General features: G+C 64.8%; 16 protein-coding genes. 11 read left to right on the top strand and 5 right to left on the bottom strand.

Annotated elements, in window-relative coordinates; genetic code table 11:
* The first annotated feature begins 8 nt into the window (after nucleotides 1-8).
* The 5 genes from QM596_RS13425 to QM596_RS13405 all read left to right on the top strand — a co-directional run bounded on the left by QM596_RS13425 (nucleotide 9) and on the right by QM596_RS13405 (nucleotide 6,069).
* Nucleotides 9-1,238: a cysteine desulfurase family protein gene (locus tag QM596_RS13425; RefSeq protein ID WP_020907247.1), complete on the top strand. Its 1,230-nt coding sequence runs from the start codon at nucleotides 9-11 to the stop codon at nucleotides 1,236-1,238.
* Nucleotides 1,238-2,350: a tRNA 2-thiouridine(34) synthase MnmA gene (gene mnmA, locus QM596_RS13420; protein ID WP_003944736.1), complete on the top strand. Its 1,113-nt coding sequence runs from the start codon at nucleotides 1,238-1,240 to the stop codon at nucleotides 2,348-2,350. The genes QM596_RS13425 and mnmA overlap by 1 nt, the downstream gene beginning before the upstream one ends.
* Nucleotides 2,347-3,369, top strand: a complete 1,023-nt coding sequence (locus QM596_RS13415) for a uroporphyrinogen decarboxylase/cobalamine-independent methonine synthase family protein (protein WP_021343883.1) — start codon at nucleotides 2,347-2,349, stop codon at nucleotides 3,367-3,369. The genes mnmA and QM596_RS13415 overlap by 4 nt, the downstream gene beginning before the upstream one ends.
* An 82-nt stretch (nucleotides 3,370-3,451) precedes the next feature.
* On the top strand, nucleotides 3,452-5,533 hold the full coding sequence (ligA, locus tag QM596_RS13410) for an NAD-dependent DNA ligase LigA (protein ID WP_229756873.1): 2,082 nt from the start codon (nucleotides 3,452-3,454) through the stop codon (nucleotides 5,531-5,533).
* Between the two features lie 47 nt (nucleotides 5,534-5,580).
* Entirely contained in the window at nucleotides 5,581-6,069 is a 489-nt protein-coding gene (locus QM596_RS13405; protein ID WP_019747912.1) for a GNAT family N-acetyltransferase, read from the top strand.
* A 13-nt stretch (nucleotides 6,070-6,082) separates the two neighbouring features.
* On the opposite strand, the gene QM596_RS13400 is transcribed toward QM596_RS13405, so the two are convergent.
* Nucleotides 6,083-6,733 carry an ACT domain-containing protein gene (locus QM596_RS13400; protein WP_020969299.1) on the bottom strand — a complete coding sequence of 217 codons (651 nt, stop codon included), beginning with the start codon at nucleotides 6,731-6,733 and terminating at the stop codon, nucleotides 6,083-6,085.
* A 278-nt stretch (nucleotides 6,734-7,011) separates the two neighbouring features.
* Here QM596_RS13400 and gatC point away from each other — a divergent pair, with 278 nt between their 5' ends.
* Together gatC and gatA are read left to right on the top strand one after the other, a co-directional pair.
* Nucleotides 7,012-7,311 carry an Asp-tRNA(Asn)/Glu-tRNA(Gln) amidotransferase subunit GatC gene (gene gatC, locus QM596_RS13395; RefSeq protein WP_003944747.1) on the top strand — a complete coding sequence of 100 codons (300 nt, stop codon included), beginning with the start codon at nucleotides 7,012-7,014 and terminating at the stop codon, nucleotides 7,309-7,311.
* Nucleotides 7,308-8,786 carry an Asp-tRNA(Asn)/Glu-tRNA(Gln) amidotransferase subunit GatA gene (gatA, locus tag QM596_RS13390; RefSeq protein ID WP_019747914.1) on the top strand — a complete coding sequence of 493 codons (1,479 nt, stop codon included), beginning with the start codon at nucleotides 7,308-7,310 and terminating at the stop codon, nucleotides 8,784-8,786. Before gatC ends, gatA begins: the two co-directional genes overlap by 4 nt.
* A 57-nt stretch (nucleotides 8,787-8,843) precedes the next feature.
* On the opposite strand, the gene QM596_RS13385 is transcribed toward gatA, so the two are convergent.
* Together QM596_RS13385 and QM596_RS13380 are read right to left on the bottom strand one after the other, a co-directional pair.
* Nucleotides 8,844-10,232, bottom strand: a complete 1,389-nt coding sequence (locus QM596_RS13385; protein ID WP_283309192.1) for an alpha/beta-hydrolase family protein — start codon at nucleotides 10,230-10,232, stop codon at nucleotides 8,844-8,846.
* Nucleotides 10,229-10,903, bottom strand: coding sequence for a hypothetical protein (locus QM596_RS13380; protein ID WP_029255103.1), 675 nt, complete (start codon nucleotides 10,901-10,903; stop codon nucleotides 10,229-10,231). The genes QM596_RS13385 and QM596_RS13380 overlap by 4 nt, the downstream gene beginning before the upstream one ends.
* Nucleotides 10,904-11,067: 164 nt before the next feature.
* On the opposite strand from QM596_RS13380, the gene QM596_RS13375 reads away from it, so the two are divergent.
* From QM596_RS13375 to gatB, 4 genes are all read left to right on the top strand, one after another.
* Nucleotides 11,068-12,342: a sensor histidine kinase gene (locus QM596_RS13375; protein WP_046378382.1), complete on the top strand. Its 1,275-nt coding sequence runs from the start codon at nucleotides 11,068-11,070 to the stop codon at nucleotides 12,340-12,342.
* A 9-nt stretch (nucleotides 12,343-12,351) separates the two neighbouring features.
* Nucleotides 12,352-13,014 carry a response regulator gene (locus QM596_RS13370; protein WP_007729374.1) on the top strand — a complete coding sequence of 221 codons (663 nt, stop codon included), beginning with the start codon at nucleotides 12,352-12,354 and terminating at the stop codon, nucleotides 13,012-13,014.
* 115 nt (nucleotides 13,015-13,129) lie between these two features.
* Nucleotides 13,130-14,161: an ATP-dependent 6-phosphofructokinase gene (locus tag QM596_RS13365; protein ID WP_019747919.1), complete on the top strand. Its 1,032-nt coding sequence runs from the start codon at nucleotides 13,130-13,132 to the stop codon at nucleotides 14,159-14,161.
* Between the two features lie 25 nt (nucleotides 14,162-14,186).
* The gene (gene gatB / locus QM596_RS13360; protein WP_019747920.1) at nucleotides 14,187-15,698 is read left to right on the top strand and encodes an Asp-tRNA(Asn)/Glu-tRNA(Gln) amidotransferase subunit GatB; all 1,512 of its coding nucleotides are present in this window, start codon (nucleotides 14,187-14,189) and stop codon (nucleotides 15,696-15,698) included.
* 88 nt (nucleotides 15,699-15,786) lie between these two features.
* On the opposite strand, the gene QM596_RS13355 is transcribed toward gatB, so the two are convergent.
* Together QM596_RS13355 and QM596_RS13350 are read right to left on the bottom strand one after the other, a co-directional pair.
* The gene (locus tag QM596_RS13355; protein ID WP_283309191.1) at nucleotides 15,787-16,833 is read right to left on the bottom strand and encodes an NAD(P)-dependent alcohol dehydrogenase; all 1,047 of its coding nucleotides are present in this window, start codon (nucleotides 16,831-16,833) and stop codon (nucleotides 15,787-15,789) included.
* Between the two features lie 140 nt (nucleotides 16,834-16,973).
* Nucleotides 16,974-18,104, bottom strand: a complete 1,131-nt coding sequence (locus tag QM596_RS13350; RefSeq protein WP_046378383.1) for a PQQ-dependent sugar dehydrogenase — start codon at nucleotides 18,102-18,104, stop codon at nucleotides 16,974-16,976.
* Nucleotides 18,105-18,109: the final 5 nt, after the last annotated feature.

Raw genomic sequence — 18,109 nt, 5'->3', positions numbered from 1 at the left:
GTCAAGCCATGACTCTGCCTGCACCCAGTGCCCACGCCGGATTTCCGGTGTACCTCGATCATGCCGCCACGACTCCGATGTCGGCAGCCGCTATCGAGGCGATGACCGATACCTTCAAAACCGTGGGCAACGCGTCCTCGCTGCACGGTTCCGGCCGTGCGGCCCGGCGCCGCGTCGAGGAGTCGCGCGAATCGATCGCTGCCAGCCTGGGTGCGCGGCCGTCGGAGGTCATCTTCACCTCCGGCGGAACCGAGAGCGACAATCTCGCGGTCAAGGGCATCTACTGGGCTCGCCGTGACGCTGATCCGCGACGCACTCGCATCCTGGCGAGCTCCGTCGAGCATCATGCGGTGCTCGACGCCGTTGAGTGGCTCGAGCAGCACGAGGGCGCGCGCGTGACGTGGTTGCCGGTCGACGAGAACGGTGTCGTTGACCCGCAGACCTTGCGCGACGAGCTTTCCGTCCACGCCGACGAGGTAGCACTCGTGACGGTGATGTGGGCCAACAACGAGGTCGGCTCCATCATGCCGATCGTGGAGTTGGCGGAGATTTCGGCTGAGTTCGAGATTCCGATGCACAGCGACGCGGTTCAGGCCGTTGCGCAATTGCCGGTCGATTTCGCGGCGAGCAAGTTGTCCGCGCTGAGCATCGCGGCGCACAAGTTCGGTGGTCCGCACGGCGTCGGCGCACTGCTGCTCGGACGCCAGGTTCCGTGTGTGCCGCTCCTTCACGGCGGCGGACACGAACGTGATCTGCGTTCGGGCACTCCGGATACTGCGGGCGTTGTCGGGATGGCTGCGGCGCTGCGCGCAAACGTCGAGAACTTCGATTCCAGCACAAGGGAATTGGCGCAGTTGCGTGACCGTTTGATCGACGGAGTCCTGGAGATTCTTCCCGAGTCGGTGCTCAACGGCCCGACCGGATCCGATCGGCTTCCCGGTAACGCGCACTTCACCTTCCCCGGCTGCGAGGGCGATTCGTTGCTGATGCTGCTCGACGCCGCCGGTATCGAATGTTCCACCGGTTCGGCGTGCACCGCCGGTGTGGCCAGAGCCAGCCATGTCTTGATCGCGATGGGCGTCGAATCGCCCGTCGCGCGTGGCTCACTGAGATTTTCGCTCGGACATACGTCGAGTGTCACCGATGTGGACGCGCTGATCGCTGCGCTTCCACAAGTAGTAGAGCGCGCTCGGGCCGCCGGTCTTGCCGGTGCCGGTTCGCGTGGAGGGGATCGCTGATGCGAGTACTCGCAGCCATGAGCGGAGGTGTCGACTCCGCTGTCGCCGCCGCCCGCGCTGTTGCCGCCGGACATGACGTCGTCGGCGTTCATCTTGCGCTGTCCACGGCGCCGGGTGCATTGCGGACGGGTTCGCGTGGATGCTGTTCGAAGGAAGATGCCGGCGACGCCAGGCGCGCTGCCGACGTCCTCGGAATACCCTTCTACGTCTGGGATTTCGCCGATCGCTTCAAGGAAGACGTGATCGACGACTTCGTGGCGTCGTACGCAGCGGGTGAGACCCCCAATCCGTGTCTGCGGTGCAACGAGAAGATCAAGTTCACAGCACTGGCCGACCGTGCGGTCGCTCTCGGCTTCGATGCCGTGGCGACCGGTCATTACGCGCGCCTCGAAGACGGCGTCCTGCGCCGGGCGGTCGACGCGGACAAGGACCAGTCGTATGTCCTCGGTGTGCTGACGGCTGATCAGCTTTCGCGAGCGATGTTCCCGATCGGTGACACGCCGAAAGAACAGATCCGTGAGGAAGCCGCCGAGCGCGGTCTGGCTGTGGCGAACAAGCCTGACAGCCATGACATCTGCTTCATCCCGACCGGCGATACCCGAGCATTCCTGGGTGCGCGCATCGGCGTTCGTCCGGGAAGCGTCGTCGATGCCGATTCGGGTGAGGTCCTCGCTGCACACGACGGCGTACACGGCTTCACGATCGGACAGCGAAAGGGGCTCGGCGTCGAAGGTCCCGCAGGTGACGGCCGTCCGCGGTACGTGACCGCGATCGAGCCCGAAACCGGAACGGTGCGAGTCGGTTCGGCCAAGAATCTCGACGTCTGGGCCATCTCGGCCCAGCGCGCGATCTGGACCTCGGGCCAGGCGCCGGAAGGCCCCGTCGAGTGCATGGTGCAGGTTCGTGCGCACGGCGGACTTGCGCAGGCCGTCGCCGAGGCCGTCGACGACGGTACTTCGGGCGGCGGCATCTCCATTTCGTTGCGCGAACCACTGACCGGCGTCGCGAAGGGCCAGGCCGTCGTGCTGTATCGCCCCGACAGCGAACTGGGCGACCAGGTTCTCGGCAGTGGCACCATCTCCGGCACCGAATCCGAGCCGAACACACTGTGACACAGCAGGTTTCCATCGGTGGCCTCGTCACCGGAATCGGATCCTGGCCGGGCACGGACGCCCGCGAAAGCGCCGCAACCATCCTTGGCGAACTAGGCGGTTTCCCACACCTGGTGGAGTTGCCGAGCCGCGGTCTCGGCGCTGACATGGTCGGCCGAGCAGGCGCCATTCTGGTCGACATCAACCTCGATGCCTCAACCCGCGCCTATCGCGTCGTGCCTCGGCGGGGCAACGTCGCGAAGCGAGCCGAGGACTTCCTGAATCAGGATCTCGACGCACTCGAGGAAGCCTGGGAATCGGCCCGTCTGGTCGGCGGAGACCACGTGATCAAGCTCCAAGCTGCCGGCCCGCTGACACTCGGCGCCGAGATCGAGGTTGCAAACGGTTCGCGAGTTCTCGTCGACCGTGGGGCACTCCGGGACATCGCCGAATCACTTGGTGAGGGGCTCGCGCGCCACGCCGCCGAGGTCACTCGTCGTACCGGTGCCCGAGTGGTGATCCAATTGGACGAGCCGCAGATCGCGGCAGTGCTGGCCGGTTCACTACCCGGGCGCACCAAGATGGAGAGCGTTCCGGCTCTGCCGGAACCCGAGGCGCTCGCCGTTCTCGACTCGACGATCAGCGGTTGCGGACTGCCCACAATCGTCCACAGTTGCGGCGCCGACATGCCGTGGGATCTGCTGAGGCGAAGCCAGGCGTTCGGCGTGAGCTTCGACATGTCGCTCATCGGCTCACGTGATCTGGACGGCATCGGCCAGTTGTTCGACGCCGGCAAGGAATTGGCGCTCGGTCTGGTTCCTTCCGCCCCGCCGGAAAAGCCGGTGACGTGGAAAGAGTGCGCCATGCCGGCCGTCACCCTGATCGATCGTCTCGGCTTCTCGCGTGAACTCCTGCAGAACCAGGTCGCGGTAACCCCAAGCTGTGGTCTGGCGGGTGCGAGCCTCGAGTGGAGTCGAGCAGCCCTTCGGTTGTGCACAGACGTCGGCAAGGCATTGGTGGACGATCCGTCGGCGTTCTGATGTGTTGCGTTCTGACGTGGAGTCGTGTGGTGTGTCGGTGTGAACCGATAATCTTCTAGCTGTGACTGAAACCGCGGATGCAATGCAGCCAGCGCCCAACGAGGCGCGCGAGCAGTGGACGGAGCTGGCCGAAGAGGTACGCCAGCATCAGTTCCGCTACTACGTTCGTGACGCGCCCGTCATTTCGGACGGTGCATTCGACACATTGCTCGGGCAGCTCAATGCTCTCGAAGAGCGGTACCCGGATCTGCGAACTCCCGACTCTCCGACGCAACTCGTCGGCGGCGGATTCGCGACGGACTTCACGTCCGTCGATCACCTCGAGCGGATGCTCAGCCTCGACAATGTCTTCGACGAGTCCGAACTCCGCGGATGGATCGCCAAGGTAGAGCAGGAAACCGGGCCGGAACTGCACTATCTCTGCGAAGTGAAAATCGACGGTGTCGCGCTCAATCTCGTCTACGAGAACGGCAAACTCGTGCGTGCGGCAACCCGCGGCGACGGTCGTACGGGCGAGTTGGTCACTCTCAATGCCCTGACGATCAACGACATCCCGGAGCGGCTCACCGCTACGGACGAATACCCGATTCCAAGCTTGCTCGAGGTGCGAGGAGAGGTGTTCTTCCGCCTCGAGGACTTCGCGGCACTCAATGCCTCCCTGGTGGAGGAGGGTAAGGCGCCGTTCGCCAATCCGCGCAACTCTGCGGCGGGCTCCCTGCGTCAGAAGAATCCTGCCGTCACCGCGCGTCGTCGCCTCGGCATGATCTGCCACGGGTTCGGGCGCATGGAAGGGTTCGAGCCGGCTTCGCAGTACGACGCCTACGTGGCCCTCGCCGCCTGGGGGCTGCCGGTGTCCACGCACACCTCGCGGGTGGTCGGCGCCGACGCCGTGGTCGAGAAGATGAAGTACTGGGGAGAACATCGCCACGACGTCGAGCACGAGATCGACGGGTTGGTGGTCAAGGTCGACGAGATGTCGTTGCATCGACGTCTGGGCACCACGTCTCGCGCACCGCGGTGGGCGATCGCGTACAAGTACCCGCCGGAAGAGGTCACGACCAAGCTCCTCGACATCCGGGTCAGTGTCGGCCGCACGGGTCGCGTGACGCCGTTCGCGTACATGGAACCCGTCACGGTGGCGGGTTCCACTGTGTCCTTGGCCACCCTCCACAACGGCTCGGAGGTCAAGCGCAAGGGTGTGCTGATCGGCGACACCGTGGTGTTGCGCAAGGCCGGAGATGTGATTCCCGAGGTTCTCGGTCCCGTGGCAGACGTTCGTGACGGTACCGAGCGCGAGTTCGTCATGCCGACGCATTGCCCCGAGTGCGGCACGTTGTTGGCACCCGCGAAAGAGGGCGACGTCGACGTGCGATGCCCTAATCAGCAGTACTGCCCGGCGCAGTTGCGCGAGCGCGTGTTCCACGTCTCGGGGCGCGGAGCATTCGACATCGAGGTGCTCGGTTACGAGGCCGCGACCGGACTGCTGGAGGCAAAGGTCATCGGTGACGAGGGCGATCTCTTTTCACTCGACGCCGAGAAACTGATCGAGGTTCCGATCTTCCGCACCAATGCGGGAGCCCTGTCTGCCAACGGAAAACGCTTGCTGGCCAACCTGGATTCGGCCAAGGACAAGCCGTTGTGGAGAGTGCTTGTGGCACTGTCGATTCGGCACGTCGGCCCCACTGCTGCGAGGGCGTTGGCCGGCGAATTCGGTTCGCTGCAACGTATTCGGGAAGCGTCGGTCGACGAGTTGGCTGCAGTCGACGGTGTCGGATCCACAATCGCCGCCGCTGTCGTGGAGTGGTTCTCCGTCGACTGGCATCAGCAGATCGTCGACAAGTGGGCTTCGGCCGGGGTGCGCATGGAGGACGAGCGAGACGACTCGATTCCGCGCAATCTCGAGGGTCTCTCGATCGTCGTCACCGGTTCGCTCGAGACGTACTCGCGAGATCAGGCGAAGGAAGCGATTCTGGTGCGCGGCGGTAAGGCGGCTGGGTCGGTCTCGAAGAAGACTGCGTTTGTCGTCGTCGGTGAAGCGCCCGGTTCCAAGCATGACAAGGCAGTCGAATTGGGTGTGCCGGTGCTCGACGAAGACGGCTTCCGGCGGTTGCTCGAAGATGGCCCGGATGCGGTCGCTCCCACCGATTTGGACGAATCAGAGTGACTTTGTCCGATTTCTGAGATTGGTGTGCTGGGTGCGATAGTGACGCCATGATCGAGATTCGTGAAGTTCTACCGGCTGAGTTCGAGACCGTCGGGGAACTGACTGTGCAGTCGTACGTGGGTGGCGGATTTGTCGCCGGCGGATCGCCGTACGCGGAGCGCCTGCGAGACACCGCAACTCGGGTGGAGCAGGGGCGGGTGCTGGTTGCCGTTCTCGGCGAAGAGGTCGTGGGTTCTTTGACGATCGCCGAACCCGGCACGCCCTTCGCGGATGTTGCGCAGAAGGGCGAACTCGAGTTCCGCATGCTCGCGGTCTCGCCGCAGGCTCGGGGATCGGGCGCCGGAACCGCATTGGTTCGCGCAGTGATCGCCGAAGCCTACGACCGAGGCGATCACTCGGTGGTCATCTCGACGCAGCCCGAGATGGTCGATGCTCGTCGTATCTACGACCGCAACGGGTTCGTCCCCGATCCGGAGCGTGCGTGGGAGCCGATTCGCGGTATGGAGTTGACGGTCATGGTTCGCGGTCTGGCCTGATTACCCGGCCTGGTCAACCCAGCACTGTCGCGACGATTCCGGCGAGATAGCCGAGGCGGGCTATCTCCGAAGGGCGAAATTCGGGTCCTCCGGGACGACCGAGCATGAGGACGCGATTGCCGGAGCCGAGCGGTGCGGCAGCGAGGCTGGTGTTCATCTCACGCCAGACGTCCGGAACCCAGTCGGCCTCGCCGTCGAGGGCGGTTGGCTTGTCCAGTGGCATCCACGGAATGTCGGTGGCATGGGTTTCCGGCGCACCGGCGCTACCGACGACGCGGTACGCACCGTGCTTGCCGATGTCCGCGACGACGCACCAGCCGACTCGCAGTACACGCGGCGCGCCGTCGACGAGGACCTGTAGTCGATCGTTTCGGGCTGTCGCAACGGAATCGATGAGTTCGAGCTCACGATGGGTGTCGAGAATCCCGGCGTAGGGGCGGATCGAATCGACCAGCACGTCGGGCAGATGCTCGGCAGCGGTGATCAAGGTGTCGGGCAGTGCTCCGGGTTCGACGTCGACCACGAGGTCGTCGATGGCAAAACCGTCGCCTCGCTCCACGACGTCGAGGGAGAGGATGTCTGCGCCCACGGATCCGAGAGCTACGGCGAGCGCGCCGAGGCTGCCGGGTCGGTCGGGCAGTTGGACGCGAAGCAGGTACGACACGTGCGTGCCTTTCGCTGATCGGTTCTCGCCCGGATCACGTCGACCCGGGCCACACCCATCTTTGCACTTGCTCAGCACGCGTTGGTGGGCGCCGCGGCGGGGTCACACCGGGTGCACATGCTTGTCACACGAGCGAAACACGAGGTGGATTCGACGTGGCGGTGGACACAGTAGGCGTGCGTACCGGTCGACACAGCAGGCGTGCTTACAGGTCTGTCGCGGCGAGCAACTAGGCTGGACCGGCAATGTTCACGTCCTCTTCCGAAAGGGGCCCCGCGGTGCCTGCCATCTCCCGTGACGAGGTCGCGCACCTCGCGCGGCTGTCCAGACTCGCCCTGTCCGATGCCGAACTCGACGAGTTCGCCGGTCAGTTGGATTCGATTCTCAACCACGTCAAGGTGGTCACCGAGGTTGCGGCCGACGACGTCCCGCCCATGGCGAACCCCAATGCCGTCACCAACGTGACGCGCCCCGACGTGATCGTGCCCGGGTTGACCCCCGAGCAGGCATTGTCCGGAGCACCCGCAGTCGAACAGGATCGCTTTGCGGTTCCGCAGATCCTTGGAGAGGGCGAATGACCGATCTGACCACGCTGGACGCCGCTGAGCTGGCCGGCAAGATCCACTCGCGTGAGGTGTCCTCGGTAGAGGTCACGCAGGCGCATCTCGACCGCATCGCTGCCGTCGACACCGAGTACCACGCCTTCCTGCACGTTGCCGGTGAACAGGCTCTCGAAGCCGCCGCAGCAGTGGACAACTCGCTCGCAGGCGGAAACGAACCCGCTTCGGCACTCGCCGGAGTTCCGATTGCGTTGAAGGACATCTTCACCACGACGGACATGCCGACCACCTGTGCGTCGAAGATTCTCGAAGGCTGGGTTGCGCCGTACGACGCGACCCTGACGAGCAAGCTTCGCGCTGCGGGCATCCCGATCCTCGGCAAGACGAACCTCGACGAATTTGCGATGGGCTCCTCCACGGAGAACTCCGCATTCGGTCCGACGCGTAACCCGTGGGATGTCACCCGCATCCCCGGCGGATCCGGTGGCGGTAGCGCTGCAGCGCTCGCGTCGCGTCAGGCCCCGTTGGCCATCGGCACCGACACCGGCGGGTCGATCCGTCAGCCCGCTGCGGTCACCGCGACGGTCGGAACCAAGCCGACGTACGGAACTGTCTCGCGCTTCGGGCTCGTCGCGTGCGCCTCCTCGCTCGATCAGGGTGGCCCCTGTGGTCGCACCGTGCTCGACACCGCTCTGCTGCACGAGGTCATCGCCGGGCACGATCCGCGTGACTCCACGTCCATCGACGCCCCCGTGCGTCCGGTGGTCGCTGCGGCACGTGAAGGTGCAGTCGGCGACCTGCGCGGCGTCAAAGTCGGTGTGGTCAAGGAACTTCACTCCGACAGCTACCAGCCCGGCGTCATCGCTTCCTTCGACGCTGCTGTCGAGCAACTCAAGGCTTTGGGCGCCGAAGTTGTCGAGGTTTCGTGCCCGAGCTTCGAGCATGCGCTCGCGTCGTACTACCTGGTGCTGCCCAGTGAGGTCTCGTCCAACCTGGCCCGCTTCGACGCCATGCGCTACGGACTGCGTGTCGACGAAGGCAACATGAGTGCCGACCAGGTCATGGCGGCAACCCGCGCCGCCGGTTTCGGCCCGGAGGTCAAGCGCCGCATCATGATCGGTACTTACGCACTGTCCTCGGGCTACTACGACGCCTACTACGGTTCGGCGCTCAAGGTTCGTACCCTCATCGCACGCGATTTCGACAAGGCCTACGAGAAGGTAGACGTACTGGTCTCGCCGACCAGCCCGTTCACGCCGTGGAAGTTGGGGGAGAAGGTCGGCGATCCGTTGGCCATGTACCTCTCCGACCTGTGCACGCTGCCGACCAACCTGGCCGGACACTGCGCCATGTCGGTGCCATCGGGTCTGTCCGCGGACGACAACCTGCCGGTGGGCCTGCAGATCATGGCGCCCGCCATGGCTGACGAGCGCCTCTACCGTGTCGGTGCCGCCTACGAAGCTGCTCGCGGCCCGATTGCAACTGCAGTCTGACCTGTTTGCTGTGCGCCTTTATTAACCCCCCGCGGTTAATAAAGGCGCACAGCAGTTTCAGGAGCAAGTCCCCAAAGCCGTTCCCTGATCGGTTCCGTAGCGGTGGCCGTGACCGGCGGGGACACCGAGCGAACCGAGCATGTCGACGGTGGTCTGCAAGAACGTGACGCCTGGGATCCACTGCGGGATCGGGCCGTCCTGCACGGCACGGCTCAGATCCGGCTTCTGCGTCGCGAGGGCGGGGGACCACCACACCACCGGGTCAGACGTGTTCGCGAGGACGGTTGCGCCGTCCGTCCGTGTCGCGCCGGCCGGGGGACCGGCCCACAACACGTCGCACGGGACGGTGGCACTGCTCTCGGTCAGTGCGGCGCTGCCGCCGACGGCGCCGAGGCTCTGTCCGTAGAGGAACAGGTCCGGACGCTCTTCGGCCGGCATCGCGGCAATGTGGCTACCGACAGCTGTGAACAGGGCGGTGGCTGATTCTTCGGCGTCGTCGCGGCTGAACAGGAATGTCGCCCAACTGGGTGCGTCGGAGTATTGCTGCCCGACTATCGCGACGTCTCCGCCGAACCGTTGCTCGATACCGTCGACTGCGTGGGTGTCAATCCAGCCCGAGCCGGTCGGAACGGCCACCACGACGCTGTTGCGGGCGAAGCCGCCGACGCGATCGAGCTCACTCACGGCGAGAGCGGCACGCGATGCGGCATCGGGTGCGGAATCCACACCGGCGTAGACGCGCACCGAGTCTTTGCCTGCAGCAACGAACTTGCGTCCCTCCGCGCCCATCGCGGTCCACGAGATGAGCGATTCGGAGCTGCCTGTCGCGGAGGCCGAAAGCGGCTGTGTGAGAGCGGTGTCGATGTACGCGTTGGACTTGTCGAACGAATTGGCGAGACCGTTCCAGACGGCGGGACCGACGACCAACTGCACTCCGAGGACTCCCATGACCAGTGCGCCCACGCTCCGCGCGAAACCCATCCACCGCAGCGCCTTCGAAAGTCCGACCCCGAGGCCCCAGAGTGCAAGGGCGGTCAGCGAGGCAATGCACCCCGCCTCCACCCAGTGGATCAGCCCGGCAGGCGGTGCACCCATCGCTGCTCGCAGCGAGTTCTGCCAACCGGCGGCGGCGAACATCGCAACTGAGGTGGCGGCCGTCGACAACCCGAACGCGGTGATGCGCCAATGACGTTCGTCGAATCGGGCCTTGACCCGGTCGGGGACGAGCCGACGGGCTACCGCGGAGAACGCCCACATCGCCAGTAGCCCGACCGCGACGAGCAGACCGCTGAACACCCCTTGGAGTGCGGCTGATCTCGGCAGCAGTCCAGGGGCAAGTGAGAGGGCGGACATCGCTGCCACGGCGACGCTCGTGGACACCCGGGGGAGTGCGAGCGCCCCGACTCGGGCGAGGACGGGGGTCCGTGACGCATTCAGAACGCTCATGCTGCAATCGCTTTCGGGGAGAAGGAGAACTCGTTCGACGGATCGAGGCGCCGCGATCGCATCAGGGTGAAGCCGAGGGCGGAAACTGCCAGAACTCCGGCCGTGCCGTAACCGAACCCCGATTCCGCGACCGGTGTCAGATAGCTTTGGCGCCAAGAGTTTCCGTTCACCGCTGTGACGGCGACATCGGCCATCGCGAAGCAATACCCACGTGAGAGAAAGGACGTGCGGTCTTCACAGGCCGCATGCATTCGCTCGTCGAGCTGACCGTCGAGGACCTGGCGGGCCCACGGCCCCAGTTCCGTTCCGTGCGAATGCGCGTAGCGGAGTAGGTCGTACCCGAGATCGTGTGCTTTGCAGGCCGAGTCGAATTCGTCGGGAAGCGGAATCGGTGACGAGCAGTCGCCGTGGGGGTTGGCGAGGTATCCGTCGACGACGGTAGGCGTGTAGCCGGCAAATGCGGCGAAATCCGACGGGATGGTGGTCGCAGCATCAGAGGCATCCGCGGTAGTCACAGTGGCGATCGCCCTGGATGCGTTCGAATTCTCGGTGCGCGGCGGCTCGGCTCCGCTCGCTCCGGCAGTGACGGTGATCGCTGCCGTTGCCGCCAGCGCCAGGGCAGCCCAGGTGCCGGCGCTTCGAGAGAGGTCTTTCACTCGTGTGATCCGCATGCCGTTCACGCTATGAACGGACAATCCTGGCGGTCATCGCTCTGGAGAGGGGTTCTCCGACGTGCGATCGGGTGAGAATTCCCTCCCCTGTGATACCTCGGAGGTAGGGGGATCTCACTCTGCAGTATGAGGACTTTCGGGGTTCGCCTTCATAGGCTTGACGGGTGATCAAGGTCCGAAGGAAGAACAGAGGCGCACCGGATGTGCCCGCGCCGACATACACCACTGCCGGGTCGGTGCTGTCCGGCCTCGACGGGGCGGTCGTACATTCGGAGAAGGTGCGCCGGGCAACCAGTTTCGTGGCCCGCGGTCAGTTCTGGAACATCGTCATCGTAGTGATCACTCTGATCCTCTATTCGATTGCCTGGCCGACACTGCAACTGACGCATCATGTTTCGCCGCCGATCATGCCCTTCGTCGCCGCGTTGGCCGCCTTTCCGTTTGTCCTGATCCGGATCAACGCTCCGTTGGGATGGGCGGTGTCGGCGGTGTCGGCACTGATCATCCCGTTGGTGTTCGACAACACGACTGGTTACGACTACCCGTGGCAGGTCGTCCACATCATCGTGCTGATGTCGTTGCTCGCCGCGGTGAGTCTGCGGGCGCCCATTCAGGTTGTCGGCGTCGCCTGGATCGCCACGGTGCTGCTTTTCCTCGGCAACGCTCCGGGAAGCGACGGAGCCGGTTGGGCTGTCGGATTGAGCGCGCTGGTGGTCTTCTGCCTGCTGATCCGCTGGTTGGTTCTCTCTCGTCGTCAATTGGCCAAGCAGGAAGAAGTCAGTGAACTCGAGCGCACTCGGCGAACGATCCTTGAGGAGAAGGCGCGGATCGCCCGCGACTTGCACGACATCGTGGCCCACCACATGTCGATGGTGGTCGTGCAAGCGCAGAGTGCGCCGTACCGACTCGATGCGGTCACTCCCGAGATCCGGACCGAATTCGAATCGATAAGTGAGACAGGGCGAGCAGCGCTCAACGAGATTCGTGGACTCCTCGGAGTGCTGCGCAGCGACGGTGACTCCGTGGTGACGGCCCCGCAACCGGGCGTCGATCAATTAGACGACCTGCTGCTCGGCAGCACCCGTGCCGGACTTCCGGTGTCGTGGCGAGTCGACGGAGATCGAGCGTCGGTCTCGGAATCCACGGGCCTTGCGCTCTACCGGATCATTCAGGAGTCGATTACCAATGCGGCCAGGCATTCACCAGGCGGACCCATCGAGGTCGCCGTGGCGTTCGGCCCGCAATCGGTGAGCGCGCTCGTGAACAACGGGCCTTCGCCACTGGGTGGCAATCAGCACTCGGCGTCGGAAACCACTGGTGGCAACGGAATACGCGGAATGCGTGAGCGGGCTTCGGCGGTGGGCGGCATGCTGTTGGCAAACCGGCGCGAGGACGGAGGGTTCGAGGTCCGGGCCGAGTTGCCGTCGATGCCCGCCTAGGCTGTCCGAGTGCCCATCACAGTATTCATCGCAGACGACCAGGCGATGGTTCGACAAGGGTTCGGAGCCCTACTCTCCGCCCAGCCCGACATCAGCGTGATCGGCGATGCGCCGGACGGCAAGATCGCCGTCGCCGAGGTCGCGCGATTGCGTCCGGACGTGGTGTTGATGGATGTTCGTATGCCCGAGATGAACGGACTCGACGCTGCCCGCCAGATTCTGTCCGCCGGATGGGAACCGCCGGTGCGAGTCCTCATGCTCACCACTTTCGACATCGACGATTACGTCTACGAGGCCCTGAGCGTCGGAGCGAGCGGGTTCATGCTCAAGGACGCACCGGCTGAGGAACTGATTCGGGCGGTGCGCGTCGTCGCCGAAGGGCAGGCCTTGCTGGCGCCGACGGTGACGCGTCGCCTGATTGCCGATGTGACCAGCCGGCGGGCCGCACCGCGCGCACGGCCCGCAGCGCTCGATGCGCTGACCCCACGTGAGCGCGAGGTCCTCGAACTGATCGCCCGCGGATTGTCCAACGTCGAGATCGCCGAGCGGCTGTTCGTCGCCGAGCAGACCGTCAAGACCCATGTCGGGAAGGTGCTGTCCAAGCTCGATCTGCGCGATCGCGCCCAGGCAGTCGTGTTGGCGTACGAAAGCGGGCTCGTTACGCCGGGTTAGGGGTCCCGTGCGGCGCGGCGTTGCGGCTCGGCAACGCCGCTATCCTGCGGCAATACGGTGACTGGGGGAAGATGGACACCAAGATCCACAATCCGGTCACGAGAGGTGCTGCACTATGCGAATCGGAATCCTCACGGGCGGCGGCGACTGCCCGGGCTTGAACGCGGTCATCCGCGCCGTCGTACGTACGTCGGCCGGTCGTTACGGCAGTACCGTGGTCGGATTCCGGGACGGCTGGCGAGGATTGCTCGAGGACCGCAAGGTCCCGCTCGACTCCGATGACCGCATCAACCGCATCCTCACCCGCGGCGGCACGATCCTCGGCACCGCTCGCGTGAACCCCGACAAACTCCGTGCGGGCCTCGATCAGATCAAGCAGACCCTCGACGACAACGGGATCGACGTCCTGATCCCGATCGGCGGCGAAGGCACACTCACCGCGGCCAGTTGGCTTTCCGAGAGCGGCGTACCCGTGATCGGTGTGCCCAAGACGATCGACAACGACATCGATTGCACTGACGTGACTTTCGGTTTCGACACCGCCTTGGCTGTCGCCACCGACGCCATCGACAGACTCCACACCACGGCTGAATCGCATCAGCGCGTCATGCTCGTCGAGGTGATGGGCCGGCACGCGGGCTGGATCGCGCTGCAAGCCGGACTGGCGTCGGGGGCACACCTGACTCTGGTTCCGGAACAGCCGTTCGACGTCGACGAGGTGTGCGCGATGGTCAAGAAGCGCTTCCAGCGCGGCGACTCCCACTTCATCTGCGTCGTCGCTGAAGGCGCGATGCCCGACCCCGCGTCGATGACCCTGCGCGAAGGTGGCATAGACGAGTTCGGCCACAAGATCTTCACCGGCGTCGCGCAGCAGCTCGGAAACGAGATCGAGCGCCGCATCGGCAAGGAAGTTCGCACCACCGTCCTCGGACACATTCAGCGCGGCGGCACCCCGACGCCGCACGACCGCATCCTCGCCACTCGCTTCGGCGTTCATGCCACCGACGCAGCTCACCGCGGAGATTTCGGTCAGATGGTCGCGTTGCACGGAACGTCCATCGACCTTGTTCCGCTCGCCGAGGCGACCCGCAAACTCAAGACGGTGCCCAAGGAGCGCTACGAGGAGGCAGCCGCATTCTTCGGCTGAGCCGCAGACGCATAAACTGATCACCATGACTGCTGTCGATGCGCCCGACATCCTCGATTACGACGAAGTACTGACCAAGTACGAGCCTGTGATGGGTATGGAGGTGCACGTAGAACTCGGCACCGCGACCAAGATGTTCTGCCCGTGCCCCACCGAGTTCGGTGCCGAACCCAATACCCAGGTGTGCCCGGTCTGTCTGGGCATGCCCGGTTCGTTGCCAGTGGTGAACGCAGCCGCTGTCGAGTCCGCGATCCGGATCGGCCTTGCGCTCAACTGCTCCATCACGCCTTGGGGCCGATTCGCACGCAAGAACTACTTCTACCCGGATCAGCCGAAGAACTACCAGATTTCCCAGTACGACGAGCCGATCGCAACCGAGGGATACCTCGACGTGATCCTCGACGACGGGACGACGTGGCGTGTCGACATCGAGCGCGCACACATGGAGGAGGACACCGGTAAGTCCCTCCACGTCGGTGGCGCTACCGGCCGTATCCACGGTGCGAGCCACTCACTGCTCGACTACAACCGTGCGGGTGTGCCGCTGGTGGAGATCGTCACCAAGACCATCCACGGTGCCGGTGAGCGCGCACCCGAGGTTGCCCGCGCCTACGTGACGGCGCTTCGTGATCTGCTCAAATCACTCGACGTCTCGGACGTGCGGATGGATCAGGGATCGATGCGCTGCGACGCCAACATCTCGCTGATGCCGATCGGCGCCAAGGAACTCGGAACGCGTACCGAGACCAAGAACGTCAACTCCCTCAAGAGCGTCGAGGTCGCAGTTCGCTACGAAATGCGCCGTCAGGCAGCAGTTCTCGACGCCGGCGGCGAGGTCATCCAGGAGACCCGCCACTTCCAGGAAGCCGACGGCACCACGGCCGCCGGACGCCGCAAGGAAACGGCCGAGGACTACCGCTACTTCCCGGAACCGGATCTCGAGCCTGTTGCTCCGAGCGCCGAGTGGGTCGAAGAACTGCGCGGCACCTTGCCGGAGCTTCCCTGGATTCGCCGCGCGCGGATCCAGAAGGACTGGGGAATCTCCGACGAGGTCATGCGTGACCTCGTCAACGCCGGCGCCATCGATCTGGTGATCGCGACCACCGAGGCCGGTGCTTCGCCCGAGGCAGCGCGCTCCTGGTGGCTGTCCTACCTGTCGCAGCAGGCCAACACCCGCGGCGTCGAACTCGGCGCTCTGCCGATCACCCCGGCGCAGGTTGCGCAGGTCGTAGCTCTCATCGACAGCGGCAAGCTCAACAACAAGGTCGCTCGCCAGGTCGTCGATCACGTCCTCGACGGCGAGGGTGACCCGGAGCAGGTTGTCGCGGCCCACCCGGAGCTGGTCGTCGAACGTGACGAAACCAAGCTCAAGGCAGCCGTCGACGAAGCACTCGCAGCCAACCCCGACATCGCGGACAAGATCCGCAGCGGCAAGGTCCAGGCCGCCGGAAAGATCGTCGGCGACGTCATGAAGGCCACCCGAGGACAGGCAGACGCTGCTCGTGTGAAGGAACTTGTCATCGAGGCGTGCAGCTAGCGCACACTGAATTTCTGACACTGATGCCCGGCCGAATCTAATTCGGCCGGGCATCAGTATTTACCGCTGTCGTTCTACCGCTGTCGGTCTACAGACCAGGGACCACAACCGCACGGCCGCTGAGCGTTCCGGCAGCCAGTCGTCGATACGCTTCGGCACCGTTGTCGAGACTGAAGGTCTCCACCGCGATGTCGAAGATGCCGGCGTGGGCGAGGTCGATCAATTCGATCAACTCGTTGCGGGCACCCCAATACGGAACTGTCACCGAAGCCTCGTAAGGACTTTGGAAGAACCCGACTTTGGCGTGGGCCTGGCCGTCCCCGATCCCGACGATCGTGACGTCTGATCCGACACCGGCGACAGCCATCGCGGTGTCGATGGTGGGCTGGTAGCCGACGAAGTCGAGAACCAGTGCGGCGCCTTGACTTCCAGTGATCTTGCGGACGTTCTCGGCCGCGTCCTTGTCCGACAGAACCACCTCGTGAGCGCCTACCTTGGTTGCCAGTTCGAGCTTGTCCGCGCTCACGTCCAAAGCGACGACCGTTGCCGCCGAGAGGTGACGGAGGAGCTGAATGGCGACGTGGCCGAGCCCGCCGGTACCAATGACAACCGCGTACGAGCCTCCGCGAAGTTTCGGCAGAGAACGCTTGATCGCGTGATACGGCGTCAGACCGGCGTCGGTCAGCGGCACCGTCTTGACCGGGTCGAGGTCACCGATCGGGACAAGGTGGCGAGGAGAATCGACGATCATGAACTCGGCCAACGCGCCGGGTGCACCGAGACCGGGAGGATTGATTCCGAGTTCTTGGGCGCGAGAGCAATAGTTCTCGAGTCCTTGTGAGCAGTGCCAACAGTTGCCGCAACCCCAAGGCCCGTAGACGACGACATTGGTTCCGATGTCGAGACCTTCGACCCCCTCGCCGACGGCGGCGACCTTGCCTGCGCCTTCGTGGCCGAGCGTGAGCGGAAGGCCGTAGGCGTACTGCTCTTCGGGCAGGTTCATGATGAAGTCGTCCGAGTGGCAGACGCCGGCAGCGGTGACTTCCAGGAGCACTTCACCTGGACCGGGCTCGGGTTTGGGAATCTCCGTGAGTTCGGGTTCCGCGCCGATTCTCGTGTACTGGATTGCCTTCATACCGACTCCTTTGTCGTGATTGGCCAACCGCTCCTGGCAAGTGCGGGGTGTTTAGCCCCGCTAACAAAAGAGTACGCATCTGTGCATGTTCGGTCACGGGATCCGTGACCGAACAGACATGGCGCTTCGGCGATCGCGGCTCAGTCGATCCCGCCGCTGCCACTCGGCATCGGGATCTTGACCACCTTGTCGTCGTTCGGCCCCGGCTCGCCCGCGGTCTTGTTGATCGTGCTCGCCCACATCAAACCGTCGGATCCGAGCGCCAAACCGCCCAGTTGGCCGTACGTGTCTTTCGCCACTGCCGACGGTGCGGTCGTGACTGCTCCTGTTCCCGGATCGGCGGCCAGCGCCGAGATCGCTTTGCCGGCCCCCAGCGCGACAGCTACCACTCCCTGCGCTGCGATGCACCCGCCGACTCCGGGTCGGTCGGGCCACGTCCACGCGGGGGATGTCACCGTGCCGTCGGCGCCGACGCGTTGGAGGCGATCTTCGAGAGTGGTTCGGTCGGTGACCCACGTCGCGATGCCTGGATCGACACATACGCCGCCGCCGTTTCCGATTCCGGACAGAACAACTTCCGGGCGAGGCGGCGCAGCGTTGGGCGTCAGCGATCGGACTCGCAACAGCTTCCCCGCCAACGAGCCAGGATCCTGAGCAACCGCAGGGTTGCCGGTATCGCCGGTCAGAACCATGAGCTGATCGGGTGCCGCGAATTCCAGTGATCCACCGTTGCCACTCGCGCCGCGTGGGATTCCACCGAGGACCTCCTTGGCGGTGTCACCGGGAGCAATGCGGACCACCCGGTTGTCGGTTCCGGTGGTGACGTAGGCATAGATCAGGTTGTCTTCGACAAATGTGGGGGAGAGGGCGATGTCGAGCAGTCCGCCGTCGCCGCTGCCGTCGACGTCGATTTTGGCAACCTCGACCGGTGTCGTGTTGGGGGCTACCTGCATGATTCGGCCGGTTCGCCGTTCGGCCACCAGTCCGGAGTTTCCGTCCGGGAGTGTGACGAGGCCGCCGGTGGTGTCGAGACAGGTTGCGATCACGGCGGTGTCGGCGTCCTGACACGGACCGAGGGGGCCGGTCCGCGGCGCCGGCGGCGTGGTCGACGGCGGTGGGTTCTCCGGCTGCACTTCGGCGCTTGCCTGGTTGGTCGGTTCGGGTGTGAACGGCGAGGCAGTCGATTCGTCGAAGTCCGCGCAACCTGCGAGCAACGATGTCCCGAGCACCAGAGCCAGTGCGCCCAGCGCTGCATGCCTACCCGTAGTCATGCCCA

It is taken from the genome of Rhodococcus sp. IEGM 1406, from assembly GCF_030056745.1.
GTDB lineage: Bacteria > Actinomycetota > Actinomycetes > Mycobacteriales > Mycobacteriaceae > Rhodococcus_F > Rhodococcus_F erythropolis.
The sequence above is the reverse complement of the archived record's forward strand: the minus strand, read 5'-3'. Positions and strand labels throughout refer to the sequence as shown.

Coding starts and splice junctions, on each gene's coding strand:
- QM596_RS13425 (WP_020907247.1), top strand. CDS start 9: ATGACTCTGCCTGCACCCAGTGCCCACGCCGGATTTCCGGTGTACCTC.
- mnmA (WP_003944736.1), top strand. CDS start 1,238: ATGCGAGTACTCGCAGCCATGAGCGGAGGTGTCGACTCCGCTGTCGCC.
- ligA (WP_229756873.1), top strand. CDS start 3,452: ATGCAGCCAGCGCCCAACGAGGCGCGCGAGCAGTGGACGGAGCTGGCC.
- QM596_RS13405 (WP_019747912.1), top strand. CDS start 5,581: ATGATCGAGATTCGTGAAGTTCTACCGGCTGAGTTCGAGACCGTCGGG.
- gatA (WP_019747914.1), top strand. CDS start 7,308: ATGACCGATCTGACCACGCTGGACGCCGCTGAGCTGGCCGGCAAGATC.
- QM596_RS13385 (WP_283309192.1), bottom strand. CDS start 10,232: ATGAGCGTTCTGAATGCGTCACGGACCCCCGTCCTCGCCCGAGTCGGG.
- QM596_RS13380 (WP_029255103.1), bottom strand. CDS start 10,903: ATGCGGATCACACGAGTGAAAGACCTCTCTCGAAGCGCCGGCACCTGG.
- QM596_RS13365 (WP_019747919.1), top strand. CDS start 13,130: ATGCGAATCGGAATCCTCACGGGCGGCGGCGACTGCCCGGGCTTGAAC.
- gatB (WP_019747920.1), top strand. CDS start 14,187: ATGACTGCTGTCGATGCGCCCGACATCCTCGATTACGACGAAGTACTG.
- QM596_RS13355 (WP_283309191.1), bottom strand. CDS start 16,833: ATGAAGGCAATCCAGTACACGAGAATCGGCGCGGAACCCGAACTCACG.
- QM596_RS13350 (WP_046378383.1), bottom strand. CDS start 18,104: ATGACTACGGGTAGGCATGCAGCGCTGGGCGCACTGGCTCTGGTGCTC.